The organism is Bacillus sp. TH50 (genome assembly GCF_016650565.1).
Classification (GTDB): Bacteria; Bacillota; Bacilli; order Bacillales; family Bacillaceae_G; genus Bacillus_A; species Bacillus_A mycoides.
The window spans coordinates 145,496-161,988 of record NZ_JAEKFM010000004.1; the positions used below are offsets into that span (position 1 = coordinate 145,496).

Here is a 16,493-nt window from a genome sequence, read left to right on the forward strand (position 1 = left end):
AAAAGCTCTGAATATGAAATAAGGTAACAGTTGGGGTTTGCTTTTTACACCTACAAAACTTATAATTGATAAAGTGTAATAACGTTTAGAAGTATTTTCGTGAAGAATATACGCCCGGTTATACGTCAGTATTCAGGAAAAGGGCTTTTCCGCAAGTTCGGAAAACGCCTTTTTTTAAATGATAAGTATAGGATAGAAAAGGAGAAGTAACATTGACAACATTTCGAGAATTAGGATTAAGTGAGTCTTTACTACAATCTGTTGAAAGTATGGGTTTTGAAGAGGCTACGCCGATTCAAGCTGAAACAATTCCACATGCATTGCAAGGTAAGGATATTATTGGGCAAGCGCAAACAGGTACAGGGAAAACAGCAGCATTCGGATTACCACTATTAGATAAAGTGGATACAAATAAAGATGCAGTTCAAGGTATTGTTATCGCGCCAACGCGCGAATTAGCAATTCAAGTTGGAGAAGAGCTATACAAACTTGGTAAACATAAACGTGTTCGTATTCTACCAATTTATGGTGGTCAAGATATTAACCGCCAAATTCGTGCTCTAAAAAAACACCCACACATTATTGTTGGTACGCCGGGTCGTATTTTAGATCATATTAACCGTAAAACACTTCGCCTGCAAAACGTAGAGACAGTTGTTCTTGACGAAGCAGATGAAATGTTAAACATGGGCTTCATTGAAGATATTGAAGCGATTTTAACAGATGTACCAGAAACACATCAAACATTATTATTCTCAGCGACAATGCCAGACCCAATCCGTCGCATTGCTGAGCGTTTCATGACTGAGCCTCAACATATTAAAGTAAAAGCAAAAGAAGTAACAATGCCAAACATTCAGCAGTTCTATTTAGAAGTGCAAGAAAAGAAAAAGTTTGACGTGTTAACACGCTTACTAGATATTCAATCTCCAGAGCTTGCAATCATATTCGGTCGTACAAAGCGTCGTGTTGATGAATTATCAGAAGCATTAAATTTACGTGGTTATGCAGCAGAAGGTATTCATGGTGACTTAACACAAGCAAAACGTATGTCTGTATTACGTAAATTTAAAGAAGGTGCTATCGAAGTTCTTGTTGCAACAGACGTTGCTGCACGTGGTCTTGATATTTCAGGCGTAACACACGTATACAACTTCGATATCCCGCAAGATCCAGAATCATACGTTCACCGTATCGGTCGTACTGGCCGTGCCGGTAAAAAAGGTATTGCAATGTTATTTGTAACACCACGTGAATCAGGACAATTAAAAAATATCGAGCGTACAACAAAACGTAAGGTTGATCGTATGGAAGCACCGACACTTGACGAGGCATTAGAAGGTCAACAACGTTTAATCGCTGAAAAACTTCAAAGCACAATTGAAAGTGATAACTTATCATACTACAAGCGTATTGCAGAAGAAATGTTAGAAGAGAATGACTCTGTAACAGTAGTAGCTGCTGCTTTAAAAATGATGACAAAAGAGCCGGATACAACTCCGATCGCTTTAACATCAGAACCACCAGTTGTTTCAAGAGGTGGCGGTGGCGGTTCTAAAAAACGCGGTGGTAACGGAAGTGGATACCGTGATGGTAACCGTAATCGTAGTCGTGATGGACGCGGCGGTGGCGATGGTCGTAACCGTGATCGCAATCGTGATGGACGTGGAAGCGGAAGTGGCGATGGTCGTAACCGTGATCGTAATCGTGATGGCGGTAGCCGTGATGCTGGTAGCCGTGATGGCAACCGTGGTCGTAAAGGTGAAGGTCGCCCTGGATCTTCAAATGGACGCGGCGAAAGAAAACATCATAGCCGTCCACAAGCTTAATAAAAAAGAGAATGCCCTTTGCCGGCATTCTCTTTTTTTATTTCTATAATTGTGCATACTACATAGTAACTCGTATAGGAATGAGGTGCTATATGCTTGTAAGACTTGGGTATGTTGCGATGAGTGTACATTTGAAGAATGCTTCTCCATCTCAAACGATGACGTATGCACAGTTTCAGCGGATTGATGATCGAGAGGCTGCGATTCGTAAACTTGAAAGAATCGCTAATTCGAATTTGGAAAATTGCTTACGGTTATTAAAACATAATAAAGGGCATGATATATCTTTCTTTCGACTTAGTTCCAAGCTTATTCCTTTAGCGAATCATGAGGAGTTGTTAGATTGGAACTATATTCGTCCGTTAAAAGAAAATCTGAAAGAATTAGGTGAATATGCAATTCGTATGAATATGCGAATTGACTTCCATCCAGATCACTTTGTTGTACTAAATTCACCTGAGGAGAGTATTTTCAAACAATCTGTAAAGACATTGCAGATGCACAAAAAATTGTTAAAGGGTATGGGAATTGAACATAAGCAACGATGTGTATTACATGTGGGAGGAGGTTATAAAGATAAGGAGCTTGCATTAGAACGCTTTATAGAAAATTGGTCAACTGTTCCAAGAGGTATTCAAGAGATGATTATATTAGAAAATGATGACACGACCTTTTCTTTAGAAGAAACATTGTATTTAGGTGAGAAATTAGACATTCCAGTCGTGTTTGATTTGCACCATCATATGATGAATAATGACCAGGAAGATTGGCATGAAGATTGGGCGCGTGTTGTACATACGTGGGAATCGTCTTTGTTACCGGTTAAAATGCACATCTCCAGTCCTAGAGATGGAAAAAACCCGAGAGCACATGCAGATTTTATTGATGTAGATACTTTCTTATCTTTTTTGAAAAAGATAAAGGGGAGTGTTCCGCGAATTGATTGTATGATTGAGGCGAAGAAAAAGGACGAGTCTTTATTTCAACTAATGAGAGAGTTAAGTAAACAAACAGATGTGGAAATTATCGATGGTGCGAGCTTCTATATTAAATAAGCTCTGCGCCATCGTTTTTTTTTGTCCCGCTATTTGTGGGCAGTAAGACTCCCGCCTCAAAATTCGGCGAATTGCGAGGGAGTTAGGTGGGAGTCGGGCTGCCCGTAAAAGCCCGATTGGTGCGGGCTAATAATCAGTGGGGGATGGAACCCCCCACTGATTAAAGTTTCACTTTATTAAAAAAGGGGTGCACATGCCGCCGATGATCAGTCCTGTTAAATGGCTTATAGGATTGGCAGAGGGATTAAAGAAAGTAAATAGTAGTAATATAAGTATCATTATTGAAAAAATAGCGATGTCTCTTGGTTTTGAAGAACAATATCGACTATACAATAAAAATAATTGGGCGCCTAGTAATCCGAAAATACCACCAGATGCTCCGGCGTGAATATATTCAAGAGGCATAATAATATAAGAAGAAATATTCCCGAGAATGCCAGAAAGGAAAAAAATAATGATGAAAGAAAAGTGTCCTAGTTGTTTTTCGATGGAAGAACCAAATACGAATAAACAAATACTATTAGAAAGGAAATGTTGTAAGTCTACGTGTACAAGTAAGGAAGTTATGACACGCCACCATTCTCCTTTAGCGATATATTCATTGTAGGCTGCCAGGTGAAAGAGGGAAAAGTCGCTCAATATAATCATGACTAATTGTATAAGAAGTAAAGAAATGATAATCGGTTGTAAGGAAATGCGAGTGGATGGTATTAGCATGTTGTTAGTATCACTCCTTTTGCATCAGAAAGATTCTCTGTTATTCTTACAATATGAATGAAGAAAGCTAAATAGAAGAAGGGGATTTTGAAATGATTGTAGGGATTGGAATCGATATTATCGAGTTAAATCGAATTGAAAAAATGCTAGATGGAAAGCTTAAATTTATGGAACGTATTTTAACTGAAAGAGAACGTGGTGTTGCCGAGGGGCTGAAAGGAAGTCGTCTTACAGAATTTGTAGCTGGAAGATTTGCAGCAAAAGAGGCGTATTCTAAAGCGGTAGGGACCGGTATTGGGAAAGAAGTGAGTTTTTTAGATATTGAAGTAAGGAATGATGATAGAGGTAAGCCGATTATCATTACAAATACAGAGCATATTGTTCATTTATCAATTAGTCATAGTAAAGAATTTGCCGTTGCTCAAGTTGTTTTGGAAAGCTCGTCACGCTAGTCTGCATATTTTATATCTTTGTCTCATATATTTGAGGTAGCGATAAGGAAGGCATATCTTCCATTCATTTATAGGGGCAAAGGGGCTGAAGTGATGAAAAGGCGTCTGTTTTTAGTTCTTGTCGGTTTATTGACCGTTTTTGTGTTGGCGGGTTGTATGGAAAAGAAACAGGAAGATGTTGTGAGAGATTTAGAAACGAAAGTTAAAAGTATGAAGAGTTATCAAGCTGAAGCGAAATTATCTATTAAAACAGGAAATGAACCTCAAGAGTACAATGTAGAAATTTGGCATAAAGAACCTTCGTATTATCGTGTGAATTTGCAGAATGCGAAAAAGGATCAGAGTCAAATTATTTTAAGGAATGATGAAGGTGTATTTGTATTAACACCGGCACTTAATAAGAGTTTCCGTTTTCAAAGTGATTGGCCGCAAAATAGTAGCCAGGCTTATTTATATGAATCACTTGTAAGAGATATTTTGCAAGATAAGAAAAATCTCTCTTTCGAGAAAACAGATAAGTATTATGTGTTTAAAACAAAAACAAATTATCAACATCAAAATATGTTGCCGAAACAAGAAATTAAGCTGAATAAAAGTGATTTAACACCAGTTTCTGTGAAACTGATGGATAATGATCAAAATGTCCTTGTAAAAGTAGATTTCACTAAAGTAAAGTTTGATGCAAAGTTTGATAAAGGTGCATTTGATACGAAACAAAATATGTCTAGAGCACAAGTGGATGTTCAGACGGCAGCGAAAGAAGACAAACCGTTTGCTATTTTGTATCCACGTGATACACCGCAAGGTATGACTTTGAAAGAGGAAGAAGAGTTGAAGACAGACAGTGGCAAGCGTGCAATACTCACATACACTGGAAGTAAGAAATCCTTTACTTTAATACAAGAAAAGTCAAAAGTTGCAGAGGCCTCATCGGCGGTAAGTGTAAGTGGAGAGCCGGTTGATCTTGGTTTCACGATTGGTGCATTGACGAAAGACTCTGTAACGTGGTCACATAACGGAGTAGAATATATGCTCGTGTCTAAAGGTTTAGAGACGAATGAGTTGTTGATGGTTGCTCGTTCGGTTACAGCGAAGCAGGTGAAGTAAACTTCTTAGACGTGGTGATATATGTGCACCACGTCTTTTCTTAGTTTGAAGGTGGATTTCATAAAAGAAGCATATAAAAGAATAAGCTTCGCATATCGTGTATAAGGAAGTGTATTTATGGAAGAAGCACCGTTTTACCGTGACACGTGGGTGGAAGTGGATTTAGATGCGATCTATAACAATGTTACACATATTAAAGAGTACATTCCAAGTGATGTAGAGATTTTTGCTGTAGTTAAAGCGAATGCATATGGGCACGATTATGTACCGGTGGCTAAAACTGCATTAGAAGCAGGAGCAACAAGATTAGCAGTTGCTTTTTTAGATGAAGCTTTAGTGCTTCGGAGGGCTGGTATTACTGCACCGATTTTAGTATTAGGTCCTTCCCCACCCCGTGATGTAAATGTAGCTGCTGAAAATGATGTAGCATTAACTGTTTTTCAAAAAGAATGGGTGGAAGAAGCGATAAAGCTCTGGGATGGTTCATCAATAATGAAATTCCATATTAATTTTGATAGTGGTATGGGGAGAATCGGAATACGTGAACGAAAAGAATTAAAAGGGTTCTTAAAGAGTTTAGAAGGTGCGCCATTTTTAGAGTTAGAAGGAGTATATACGCATTTTGCAACAGCGGATGAGGTTGAGACTTCTTACTTTGATAAGCAATATAATACATTTTTGCAGCAGTTACGTTGGTTGAAAGAATTTGGAGTGAATCCTAAATTTGTCCATACGGCCAATAGTGCCGCAACGTTAAGGTTTCAAGGGATTACATTTAATGCGGTGCGAATTGGTATTGCGATGTATGGATTATCCCCATCTGTAGAAATACGTCCTTTTTTACCATTTAAATTGGAACCGGCGTTGTCACTTCACACGAAAGTTGCTCATATTAAGCAAGTGATTAAAGGAGATGGGATTAGTTATAATGTCACATACCGAACGAGAACTGAAGAATGGATTGCGACAGTTGCAATTGGATATGGAGATGGCTGGCTTAGAAGATTGCAAGGGTTTAAGGTACTTGTAAACGGTGAAAGAGTACCGATTGTAGGGCGAGTGACAATGGATCAATTCATGATACATCTTCCTTGTGAAGTGCCACTTGGTACGAAAGTTACACTCATTGGGAGACAAGGTGATGAGTATATTAGTGCTACCGAGGTTGCTGAATATTCCGGGACTATTAATTATGAAATTATCGCAACGATAAGCTTCCGTGTACCGAGAATATTTATACGACACGGTAAAGTTGTAGAAGTAATCAATTATTTGAACGATATATAGAAGAAGGTATTATTACTCAGCATCTCGTCATTTGGAGGAGTTTCACTAATAAAGAATAGGTTCTTTTTCGCTGGGGAGCTTCTTTTTATACTTGTTATTAATATAAGTAGCAATGAAATATTACTGAAGGATTGCTTTATTTCTTGTTTGAAAGAGATAAAAAGTAAAAGAAGATGAATGTTTTATTTATGAATTGGAAAACATAAGCAAGGAATAAGGAAGTCTTTGCAACAGGCTCCATACAATGGTATTATTACAATAGGTGTCATATATATATTTGGGTGTGTAGTTGACGGTGGAGGTGTATTTTTGTGTCCGAATCAAGTGTAACTACTGAAATCGTGGTTCGGTTGCCAAAGCAAATGGTAACGGAATTGGACGGAATTGGAAAACAAGAGAATAAGAATCGCCATGAACTAATTTGCCAGGCAACACAACTGTTATTGCGTCAACATAAGACGAAGAAACGCTACCAACATGAATCAATGCGACGTGGGTACATTGAAATGGGAAAAATTAATCTTGGTATTGCATCTGAAGCTTTCTTAGCAGAGTATGAAGCAGCTCATACAGTAGAACGCTTAGTTAGCGGGGGGTAATATTTTGATTGTAAAACGCGGCGACGTGTATTTTGCAGACCTTTCCCCAGTTGTTGGTTCTGAGCAAGGAGGCGTTCGTCCGGTTCTTGTCATTCAAAATGACATCGGAAATCGTTTTAGTCCGACTGTGATTGTAGCGGCTATTACTGCACAGATTCAAAAAGCGAAATTACCCACTCATGTGGAAATTGATGCGAAAAAGTACGGTTTTGAGAGGGATTCTGTTATTTTACTTGAGCAGATTCGAACAATCGATAAGCAACGCTTAACGGACAAAATCACTCATTTGGATGAAGTGATGATGAGTCGTGTAGATGAAGCGTTACAAATTAGTTTAGGACTAATAGATTTTTAAATCGGCAGTTTAAGTTGCTCTCTTTACAGGGCAACTTTTTTTTATTATAGAGGAGGTTACGGTTGGATATGGAAATGGTAGATAATCGACAAGGGTTAATGAAAATGTTAGTGAAAGAATTAGGCTTTACAGAAAAGCAAGTTCGTCATGTTATTCAATTAACAGAAGAAGGTAACACAGTTCCATTTATCGCTCGTTACCGAAAAGAATGGACAGGGTCTCTTGATGAGGTGCAAATTCGTGCAATCTTAGAAAGATGGCAATATATGATGCAACTAGAAGATAGGAAAGAAGAGGTTCTTCGTCTTATTGGTGAAAAGGGTAAACTAACCGAAGAGTTGCGTCGTCATATTGTTGCTGCAACAAAACTTCAAGAAGTAGAAGACTTATATCGTCCATATAAAGAAAAAAGAAGAACGAAAGCTACAATTGCTAAAGAAAAGGGATTAGAACCGTTAGCTGAGTGGCTATTATTATATAAAAAAGAAAATCCAGCAGAGAAGGCTATGGAATTTGTTAATGCAGAAAAGGAAGTGGCGTCTGCAGAAGATGCGTTGCAAGGTGCGCAAGATATTATTGCGGAACTTGTTTCGGATAATGCGGCATATCGTAGTTGGATTCGCAATACTACTTTCCGAAAAGGGATTATGTCTTCATCTGTAAAAGATAAAGAAAAAGATGAAAAGAATATATATGAAATGTATTATGGCTATGAAGAACCGTTGCAAAAAGTAGTGCCGCATCGTGTACTAGCTATGAATCGTGGTGAAAAGGAAGACGTATTAAGAATTTCTGTTATCACGCCAATTGAAGAAATTCTTCAGTTTTTACATAAAAAAATGATTCTTGATGAAGCTTCTAAAAGTGCGCATTATGTACAATTAGCGATGGAAGATGGATATAAGCGATTAATTCAACCTTCAATAGAAAGAGAAATTCGTAAAGAATTAATGGAAACGGCCGAAGAACAAGCGATTCATATTTTCTCTGAGAATTTACGTAATTTATTATTACAACCTCCGATGAAAGGGAAAGTTGTGTTAGCGGTAGATCCAGCATATAGAACCGGTTGTAAATTAGCTGTAGTAGATGATACAGGAAAAGTTCTTCACATAGATGTTATTTATCCGCATCCGCCTGCTCGTAAATATGAGGATGCAAAAACGAAAATCATTTCAATTATAGATAAATATGAAGTTGAAATGATAGCGATTGGAAATGGTACAGCTTCGAGGGAAACGGAAGAATTTATAGTAGATGTATTACAAAATGTAGAGCGAGATGTATTTTACATTATTGTAAATGAAGCGGGTGCTAGTGTGTACTCAGCATCTGATGTAGCTCGCGAGGAGTTTCCAAATTTACAGGTTGAAGAAAGAAGTGCTGTTTCAATTGGGAGACGTCTACAAGATCCACTTGCAGAACTTGTGAAAATTGACCCTAAATCTGTTGGGGTGGGACAATATCAACATGATGTATCTCAAAAGAGATTAAATGAATCATTAACATTTGTAGTAGAGACAGCAGTTAACCGAGTTGGTGTTAATGTAAATACAGCTTCAGTTGCATTGTTGCAATATGTTTCGGGATTATCAAAAACAGTTGCGAAAAACATTGTAGCTAAGCGTGAGGAAGATGGGAAATTCACGAAGCGTACTGAATTAAAGAAAATCCCACGTTTAGGTGCAAAAACATATGAACAATGTATCGGGTTTTTACGTATATTAGAAGGAGCGAATCCGTTAGATCGCACAGGGATTCATCCAGAACAATATAAAAATGTTGAATTGCTATTGAAGAGCTTAGGGTTATCAAAGAATGATGTGGGGAAACCAAACTTGCAAAAGAGTTTCGAAGGAGTAGATATTTCTAAATTATCTCAAGAGACGGAGATTGGTGAGCCGACATTAGTTGATATTATGGATGCTTTAATTAGCCCGGAGCGAGATATGAGGGATGAGTTGCCAAAGCCACTTTTGAAAAAGGGGATTTTAAAATTAGAAGATTTAAAGCGTGGTATGGAATTAGAGGGAACGATCCGCAATGTTGTTGATTTCGGTGCCTTTGTTGATATTGGTGTGAAGCAAGATGGTTTAGTACATATTTCTAAACTAAGCAAACAATTTGTAAAGCATCCATTAGATATTGTATCCGTGGGACAAATTGTAAAGGTATGGGTAGATGATATTGATACGAAAAAAGGTCGTGTTGCATTATCAATGTTACCGATTGAATAGTAAGAAAAGAGAGCAGATGAAACTGCTCTCTTTTTATGAACTGGAAAGTTTAATTGATTATGAGCTTTGATGTATTTTACTATAATAAAACCAGCATTCATTTAGTAACTTGATTTGATACCGGTTTTTCTCGAAATATGCACGTTGCATTTGTTTCTTTAGCCACGTGGGCATAGGAATCCCTCCTTGTTTAATCCTGCTCTCAAAAAAAGTAGCTCCTTTTAGTTAAAGTAACTTTGATGAGAGGTTGGTGAGTGGATTTCTAGCAATGCTGCATTTTTAGAAATCACGCTTCTTGAATGAGGATGGGTATATGTACTATTTACTATATGTATAAGAAGGGAGAAAAGTGTGGAAATATTTTTTAGTTTAGGAGGAATGAGAATGGATGAGCAAGAAATTCAGCGGTTAGTGGAAGAGGTATCGTTACAATGCTTTGGAATGCCGTTTTTACATAAAGCGATGTTTAATAGTAGGTTACGTACAACTGGTGGGCGCTATCTATTGAAGAATCATAATATAGAATTGAATTATCGATATTACGAAGTATATGGAAAAGAAGAGTTAGTCGGGATTGTTAAACATGAACTTTGTCATTATCACTTACATATCACAGGAAAAGGGTATAAGCATCGAGATAGAGATTTTCGGGAGTTATTAAAGAAAGTAGGTGCACCACGTTTTTGTAAACGAATGATTAGTGAGGAGGAAACAAGAGTTTCTATGTATGAATGTATGGGGTGTTCTTTTCAATATGTAAGAAGACGTCAAATAAATACACAAAGATATGTATGTGGAAAGTGTAAAGGACAACTAAAACTGGTAGTGAAAACATCTTGACAGTGAAAACGCAATCCAGTATATTATAAACATGTCACGTTTGCGCAAGATGTTGTGAAAAAACTTCTTGACTTACGATGAGAAGTTTTATAAGATACAAATTGTCTTCATTATTCCGCAGTAGCTCAGTGGTAGAGCTATCGGCTGTTAACCGATCGGTCGTAGGTTCGAGTCCTACCTGCGGAGCCATACAGAGAAGTACCCAAGTGGCTCAAGGGGCTCCCCTGCTAAGGGAGTAGATCGCTAACGCGGTGCGAGGGTTCGAATCCCTTCTTCTCTGCCATACATATTGGCCCGTTGGTCAAGTGGTTAAGACACCGCCCTTTCACGGCGGTAACACGGGTTCGAATCCCGTACGGGTCACCACTTCGGAGGATTAGCTCAGCTGGGAGAGCACCTGCCTTACAAGCAGGGGGTCGGCGGTTCGATCCCGTCATCCTCCACCATATAAATTATATAAATAATATTATCGCGGGGTGGAGCAGTACGGTAGCTCGTCGGGCTCATAACCCGAAGGTCGCAGGTTCAAATCCTGTCCCCGCAACCAAATGGTCCCGTGGTGTAGTGGTTAACATGCCTGCCTGTCACGCAGGAGATCGCCGGTTCGACCCCGGTCGGGACCGCCATTTTAACTTCTGCTATATAGCAGTTGTTTTTTATTGGACATTATGGTAAAATAACATTTGTCTTTGAAAAGAAGATAACTATTTCGGTGGGCTATAGCCAAGCGGTAAGGCAACGGACTTTGACTCCGTCATGCGCTGGTTCGAATCCAGCTAGCCCAGCCATTTACGAGCCATTAGCTCAGTTGGTAGAGCATCTGACTTTTAATCAGAGGGTCGAAGGTTCGAATCCTTCATGGCTCACTTTTGTTTTTTCCGCGCGGTCGTGGCGGAACGGCAGACGCGCTAGGTTGAGGGCCTAGTGGGGGAAACCCCGTGGAGGTTCAAGTCCTCTCGGCCGCATCAAAAAATCTTTTAAAAAGTACTTGCATTTGAAAATGTAGTATGGTAAGATAATTGAGTCGCCAAAATACAACGACGAAAAAACATCATGAATAAGCGCCCGTAGCTCAATTGGATAGAGCGTTTGACTACGGATCAAGAGGTTAGGGGTTCGACTCCTCTCGGGCGCGCCATAACGGGAAGTGGCTCAGCTTGGTAGAGCACCTGGTTTGGGACCAGGGGGTCGCAGGTTCAAATCCTGTCTTCCCGACCACGCGGGTGTAGTTTAGTGGTAAAACAAGAGCCTTCCAAGCTCTGGTCGAGAGTTCGATTCTCTTCACCCGCTTTTAGTTCTTTGAAAACTGAACGAAACAAACAACGTGAACGTCAATTTTTATTTTTAGATGCTAGACAAACTAACTTTATTGGAGAGTTTGATCCTGGCTCAGGATGAACGCTGGCGGCGTGCCTAATACATGCAAGTCGAGCGAATGGATTAAGAGCTTGCTCTTATGAAGTTAGCGGCGGACGGGTGAGTAACACGTGGGTAACCTACCCATAAGACTGGGATAACTCCGGGAAACCGGGGCTAATACCGGATAATATTTTGAACTGCATAGTTCAAAATTGAAAGGCGGCTTCGGCTGTCACTTATGGATGGACCCGCGTCGCATTAGCTAGTTGGTGAGGTAACGGCTCACCAAGGCGACGATGCGTAGCCGACCTGAGAGGGTGATCGGCCACACTGGGACTGAGACACGGCCCAGACTCCTACGGGAGGCAGCAGTAGGGAATCTTCCGCAATGGACGAAAGTCTGACGGAGCAACGCCGCGTGAGTGATGAAGGCTTTCGGGTCGTAAAACTCTGTTGTTAGGGAAGAACAAGTGCTAGTTGAATAAGCTGGCACCTTGACGGTACCTAACCAGAAAGCCACGGCTAACTACGTGCCAGCAGCCGCGGTAATACGTAGGTGGCAAGCGTTATCCGGAATTATTGGGCGTAAAGCGCGCGCAGGTGGTTTCTTAAGTCTGATGTGAAAGCCCACGGCTCAACCGTGGAGGGTCATTGGAAACTGGGAGACTTGAGTGCAGAAGAGGAAAGTGGAATTCCATGTGTAGCGGTGAAATGCGTAGAGATATGGAGGAACACCAGTGGCGAAGGCGACTTTCTGGTCTGTAACTGACACTGAGGCGCGAAAGCGTGGGGAGCAAACAGGATTAGATACCCTGGTAGTCCACGCCGTAAACGATGAGTGCTAAGTGTTAGAGGGTTTCCGCCCTTTAGTGCTGAAGTTAACGCATTAAGCACTCCGCCTGGGGAGTACGGCCGCAAGGCTGAAACTCAAAGGAATTGACGGGGGCCCGCACAAGCGGTGGAGCATGTGGTTTAATTCGAAGCAACGCGAAGAACCTTACCAGGTCTTGACATCCTCTGAAAACTCTAGAGATAGAGCTTCTCCTTCGGGAGCAGAGTGACAGGTGGTGCATGGTTGTCGTCAGCTCGTGTCGTGAGATGTTGGGTTAAGTCCCGCAACGAGCGCAACCCTCGATCTTAGTTGCCATCATTAAGTTGGGCACTCTAAGGTGACTGCCGGTGACAAACCGGAGGAAGGTGGGGATGACGTCAAATCATCATGCCCCTTATGACCTGGGCTACACACGTGCTACAATGGACGGTACAAAGAGCTGCAAGACCGCGAGGTGGAGCTAATCTCATAAAACCGTTCTCAGTTCGGATTGTAGGCTGCAACTCGCCTACATGAAGCTGGAATCGCTAGTAATCGCGGATCAGCATGCCGCGGTGAATACGTTCCCGGGCCTTGTACACACCGCCCGTCACACCACGAGAGTTTGTAACACCCGAAGTCGGTGGGGTAACCTTTATGGAGCCAGCCGCCTAAGGTGGGACAGATGATTGGGGTGAAGTCGTAACAAGGTAGCCGTATCGGAAGGTGCGGCTGGATCACCTCCTTTCTATGGAGAATTGATGAACGCAGTTCATCAATAAACGTTGACTTGTTTTGTTTCGTTCAGTTTTGAGAGAACTATCTCTCAAGTTTAAATGTATGTTCTTTGAAAACTAGATAACAGTGTAGCTCATATTTTTTTAATTTTAGTTTGGTTAAGTTAGAAAGGGCGCACGGTGGATGCCTTGACACTAGGAGTCGATGAAGGACGGGACTAACGCCGATATGCTTCGGGGAGCTGTAAGTAAGCTTTGATCCGAAGATTTCCGAATGGGGAAACCCACTATACGTAATGGTATGGTATCCTTACCTGAATACATAGGGTATGGAAGACAGACCCAGGGAACTGAAACATCTAAGTACCTGGAGGAAGAGAAAGCAAATGCGATTTCCTGAGTAGCGGCGAGCGAAACGGAATCTAGCCCAAACCAAGAGGCTTGCCTCTTGGGGTTGTAGGACATTCTATACGGAGTTACAAAGGAACGAGGTAGACGAAGCGACCTGGAAAGGTCCGTCACAGAGGGTAATAACCCCGTAGTCGAAACTTCGTTCTCTCTTGAATGTATCCTGAGTACGGCGGAACACGTGAAATTCCGTCGGAATCTGGGAGGACCATCTCCCAAGGCTAAATACTCCCTAGTGATCGATAGTGAACCAGTACCGTGAGGGAAAGGTGAAAAGCACCCCGGAAGGGGAGTGAAAGAGATCCTGAAACCGTGTGCCTACAAATAGTCAGAGCCCGTTAATGGGTGATGGCGTGCCTTTTGTAGAATGAACCGGCGAGTTACGATCCCGTGCGAGGTTAAGCTGAAGAGGCGGAGCCGCAGCGAAAGCGAGTCTGAATAGGGCGTTTAGTACGTGGTCGTAGACCCGAAACCAGGTGATCTACCCATGTCCAGGGTGAAGTTCAGGTAACACTGAATGGAGGCCCGAACCCACGCACGTTGAAAAGTGCGGGGATGAGGTGTGGGTAGCGGAGAAATTCCAATCGAACCTGGAGATAGCTGGTTCTCCCCGAAATAGCTTTAGGGCTAGCCTTAAGTGTAAGAGTCTTGGAGGTAGAGCACTGATTGAACTAGGGGTCCTCATCGGATTACCGAATTCAGTCAAACTCCGAATGCCAATGACTTATCCTTAGGAGTCAGACTGCGAGTGATAAGATCCGTAGTCAAGAGGGAAACAGCCCAGATCGCCAGCTAAGGTCCCAAAGTGTGTATTAAGTGGAAAAGGATGTGGAGTTGCTTAGACAACTAGGATGTTGGCTCAGAAGCAGCCACCATTTAAAGAGTGCGTAATAGCTCACTAGTCGAGTGACTCTGCGCCGAAAATGTACCGGGGCTAAATACACCACCGAAGCTGCGAATTGATACCAATGGTATCAGTGGTAGGGGAGCGTTCTAAGTGCAGTGAAGTCAGACCGGAAGGACTGGTGGAGCGCTTAGAAGTGAGAATGCCGGTATGAGTAGCGAAAGACGGGTGAGAATCCCGTCCACCGAATGCCTAAGGTTTCCTGAGGAAGGCTCGTCCGCTCAGGGTTAGTCAGGACCTAAGCCGAGGCCGACAGGCGTAGGCGATGGACAACAGGTTGATATTCCTGTACCACCTCTTTATCGTTTGAGCAATGGAGGGACGCAGAAGGATAGAAGAAGCGTGCGATTGGTTGTGCACGTCCAAGCAGTTAGGCTGATAAGTAGGCAAATCCGCTTATCGTGAAGGCTGAGCTGTGATGGGGAAGCTCCTTATGGAGCGAAGTCTTTGATTCCCCGCTGCCAAGAAAAGCTTCTAGCGAGATAAAAGGTGCCTGTACCGCAAACCGACACAGGTAGGCGAGGAGAGAATCCTAAGGTGTGCGAGAGAACTCTGGTTAAGGAACTCGGCAAAATGACCCCGTAACTTCGGGAGAAGGGGTGCTTTCTTAACGGAAAGCCGCAGTGAATAGGCCCAAGCGACTGTTTAGCAAAAACACAGGTCTCTGCGAAGCCGTAAGGCGAAGTATAGGGGCTGACACCTGCCCGGTGCTGGAAGGTTAAGGAGAGGGGTTAGCGTAAGCGAAGCTCTGAACTGAAGCCCCAGTAAACGGCGGCCGTAACTATAACGGTCCTAAGGTAGCGAAATTCCTTGTCGGGTAAGTTCCGACCCGCACGAAAGGTGTAACGATTTGGGCACTGTCTCAACCAGAGACTCGGTGAAATTATAGTACCTGTGAAGATGCAGGTTACCCGCGACAGGACGGAAAGACCCCGTGGAGCTTTACTGTAGCCTGATATTGAATTTTGGTACAGTTTGTACAGGATAGGCGGGAGCCATTGAAACCGGAGCGCTAGCTTCGGTGGAGGCGCTGGTGGGATACCGCCCTGACTGTATTGAAATTCTAACCTACGGGTCTCATCGACCCGGGAGACAGTGTCAGGTGGGCAGTTTGACTGGGGCGGTCGCCTCCTAAAGTGTAACGGAGGCGCCCAAAGGTTCCCTCAGAATGGTTGGAAATCATTCGTAGAGTGCAAAGGCATAAGGGAGCTTGACTGCGAGACCTACAAGTCGAGCAGGGACGAAAGTCGGGCTTAGTGATCCGGTGGTTCCGCATGGAAGGGCCATCGCTCAACGGATAAAAGCTACCCCGGGGATAACAGGCTTATCTCCCCCAAGAGTCCACATCGACGGGGAGGTTTGGCACCTCGATGTCGGCTCATCGCATCCTGGGGCTGTAGTCGGTCCCAAGGGTTGGGCTGTTCGCCCATTAAAGCGGTACGCGAGCTGGGTTCAGAACGTCGTGAGACAGTTCGGTCCCTATCCGTCGTGGGCGCAGGAAATTTGAGAGGAGCTGTCCTTAGTACGAGAGGACCGGGATGGACGCACCGCTGGTGTACCAGTTGTTCTGCCAAGGGCATAGCTGGGTAGCTATGTGCGGAAGGGATAAGTGCTGAAAGCATCTAAGCATGAAGCCCCCCTCAAGATGAGATTTCCCATAGCGTAAGCTAGTAAGATCCCTGAAAGATGATCAGGTTGATAGGTTCGAGGTGGAAGCATGGTGACATGTGGAGCTGACGAATACTAATAGATCGAGGACTTAACCATATAATATGAAGCAATGTTATCTAGTTTTG

General features: G+C 42.4%; 11 protein-coding genes, 12 tRNA genes and 2 rRNA genes. 23 read left to right on the forward strand and 2 right to left on the reverse strand.

Annotation, left to right across the window (positions count from 1 at the left end; genetic code table 11):
* Nucleotides 1-212 precede the first annotated feature (212 nt).
* Complete coding sequence (gene cshA / locus JFU23_RS16910) at nucleotides 213-1,829, forward strand: degradosome RNA helicase CshA (RefSeq protein ID WP_085308682.1); 1,617 nt, start codon at nucleotides 213-215, stop codon at nucleotides 1,827-1,829.
* Between the two features lie 92 nt (nucleotides 1,830-1,921).
* On the forward strand, nucleotides 1,922-2,884 hold the full coding sequence (gene uvsE, locus JFU23_RS16915; RefSeq protein WP_002029436.1) for a UV DNA damage repair endonuclease UvsE: 963 nt from the start codon (nucleotides 1,922-1,924) through the stop codon (nucleotides 2,882-2,884).
* Nucleotides 2,885-3,052: 168 nt separating this feature from the next.
* Here the strand turns inward: uvsE and JFU23_RS16920 are convergent, their stop codons facing one another.
* Nucleotides 3,053-3,601 (reverse strand): rhomboid family intramembrane serine protease, encoded by a 549-nt coding sequence (locus JFU23_RS16920; protein ID WP_003186998.1) that lies wholly within the window; start codon nucleotides 3,599-3,601, stop codon nucleotides 3,053-3,055.
* Between the two features lie 92 nt (nucleotides 3,602-3,693).
* Between JFU23_RS16920 and acpS the strand changes: the two genes are divergently transcribed.
* The 6 genes from acpS to JFU23_RS16950 all read left to right on the forward strand — a co-directional run bounded on the left by acpS (nucleotide 3,694) and on the right by JFU23_RS16950 (nucleotide 9,638).
* On the forward strand, nucleotides 3,694-4,053 hold the full coding sequence (gene acpS / locus JFU23_RS16925; protein WP_002009969.1) for a holo-ACP synthase: 360 nt from the start codon (nucleotides 3,694-3,696) through the stop codon (nucleotides 4,051-4,053).
* A gap of 156 nt (nucleotides 4,054-4,209) precedes the next feature.
* The gene (locus tag JFU23_RS16930) at nucleotides 4,210-5,160 is read left to right on the forward strand and encodes a LolA family protein (protein ID WP_002124820.1); all 951 of its coding nucleotides are present in this window, start codon (nucleotides 4,210-4,212) and stop codon (nucleotides 5,158-5,160) included.
* A 117-nt stretch (nucleotides 5,161-5,277) separates the two neighbouring features.
* Complete coding sequence (alr, locus tag JFU23_RS16935; RefSeq protein ID WP_002124821.1) at nucleotides 5,278-6,447, forward strand: alanine racemase; 1,170 nt, start codon at nucleotides 5,278-5,280, stop codon at nucleotides 6,445-6,447.
* A 311-nt stretch (nucleotides 6,448-6,758) separates the two neighbouring features.
* Nucleotides 6,759-7,046, forward strand: a complete 288-nt coding sequence (locus tag JFU23_RS16940) for an antitoxin EndoAI (RefSeq protein WP_000004570.1) — start codon at nucleotides 6,759-6,761, stop codon at nucleotides 7,044-7,046.
* 4 nt (nucleotides 7,047-7,050) lie between these two features.
* Nucleotides 7,051-7,401 (forward strand): type II toxin-antitoxin system endoribonuclease NdoA, encoded by a 351-nt coding sequence (gene ndoA / locus JFU23_RS16945; RefSeq protein ID WP_000635965.1) that lies wholly within the window; start codon nucleotides 7,051-7,053, stop codon nucleotides 7,399-7,401.
* A gap of 68 nt (nucleotides 7,402-7,469) precedes the next feature.
* Nucleotides 7,470-9,638: a Tex family protein gene (locus JFU23_RS16950; RefSeq protein WP_002124824.1), complete on the forward strand. Its 2,169-nt coding sequence runs from the start codon at nucleotides 7,470-7,472 to the stop codon at nucleotides 9,636-9,638.
* A 57-nt stretch (nucleotides 9,639-9,695) separates the two neighbouring features.
* Here the strand turns inward: JFU23_RS16950 and cmpA are convergent, their stop codons facing one another.
* Nucleotides 9,696-9,812 (reverse strand): cortex morphogenetic protein CmpA, encoded by a 117-nt coding sequence (gene cmpA / locus JFU23_RS16955; protein ID WP_001143642.1) that lies wholly within the window; start codon nucleotides 9,810-9,812, stop codon nucleotides 9,696-9,698.
* 210 nt (nucleotides 9,813-10,022) lie between these two features.
* Here cmpA and JFU23_RS16960 point away from each other — a divergent pair, with 210 nt between their 5' ends.
* The 15 genes from JFU23_RS16960 to JFU23_RS17030 all read left to right on the forward strand — a co-directional run bounded on the left by JFU23_RS16960 (nucleotide 10,023) and on the right by JFU23_RS17030 (nucleotide 16,464).
* Complete coding sequence (locus JFU23_RS16960; protein ID WP_016095131.1) at nucleotides 10,023-10,478, forward strand: SprT family protein; 456 nt, start codon at nucleotides 10,023-10,025, stop codon at nucleotides 10,476-10,478.
* 114 nt (nucleotides 10,479-10,592) lie between these two features.
* A tRNA-Asn gene (locus tag JFU23_RS16965) sits at nucleotides 10,593-10,667 on the forward strand.
* A gap of 3 nt (nucleotides 10,668-10,670) precedes the next feature.
* Nucleotides 10,671-10,761 (forward strand) — tRNA-Ser (locus JFU23_RS16970).
* A gap of 8 nt (nucleotides 10,762-10,769) precedes the next feature.
* Nucleotides 10,770-10,844, forward strand: a tRNA-Glu gene (locus JFU23_RS16975).
* Between the two features lie 4 nt (nucleotides 10,845-10,848).
* A tRNA-Val gene (locus JFU23_RS16980) sits at nucleotides 10,849-10,924 on the forward strand.
* Between the two features lie 24 nt (nucleotides 10,925-10,948).
* A tRNA-Met gene (locus JFU23_RS16985) sits at nucleotides 10,949-11,025 on the forward strand.
* A gap of 3 nt (nucleotides 11,026-11,028) precedes the next feature.
* Nucleotides 11,029-11,104: transfer RNA gene (locus JFU23_RS16990), tRNA-Asp, on the forward strand.
* Between the two features lie 87 nt (nucleotides 11,105-11,191).
* Nucleotides 11,192-11,266, forward strand: a tRNA-Gln gene (locus JFU23_RS16995).
* Between the two features lie 5 nt (nucleotides 11,267-11,271).
* Nucleotides 11,272-11,344: transfer RNA gene (locus JFU23_RS17000), tRNA-Lys, on the forward strand.
* Nucleotides 11,345-11,360: 16 nt separating this feature from the next.
* Nucleotides 11,361-11,443: transfer RNA gene (locus JFU23_RS17005), tRNA-Leu, on the forward strand.
* A 96-nt stretch (nucleotides 11,444-11,539) separates the two neighbouring features.
* A tRNA-Arg gene (locus tag JFU23_RS17010) sits at nucleotides 11,540-11,616 on the forward strand.
* Nucleotides 11,617-11,619: 3 nt separating this feature from the next.
* Nucleotides 11,620-11,696 (forward strand) — tRNA-Pro (locus tag JFU23_RS17015).
* 1 nt (nucleotide 11,697) lies between these two features.
* Nucleotides 11,698-11,768 (forward strand) — tRNA-Gly (locus tag JFU23_RS17020).
* A gap of 76 nt (nucleotides 11,769-11,844) precedes the next feature.
* Nucleotides 11,845-13,396: ribosomal RNA gene (locus JFU23_RS17025) — 16S ribosomal RNA — on the forward strand.
* A gap of 146 nt (nucleotides 13,397-13,542) precedes the next feature.
* Nucleotides 13,543-16,464, forward strand: a 23S ribosomal RNA gene (locus tag JFU23_RS17030).
* The 16S and 23S rRNA genes sit together here with 12 tRNA genes alongside, the layout of an rRNA operon.
* The last annotated feature ends 29 nt before the right edge of the window (nucleotides 16,465-16,493 follow it).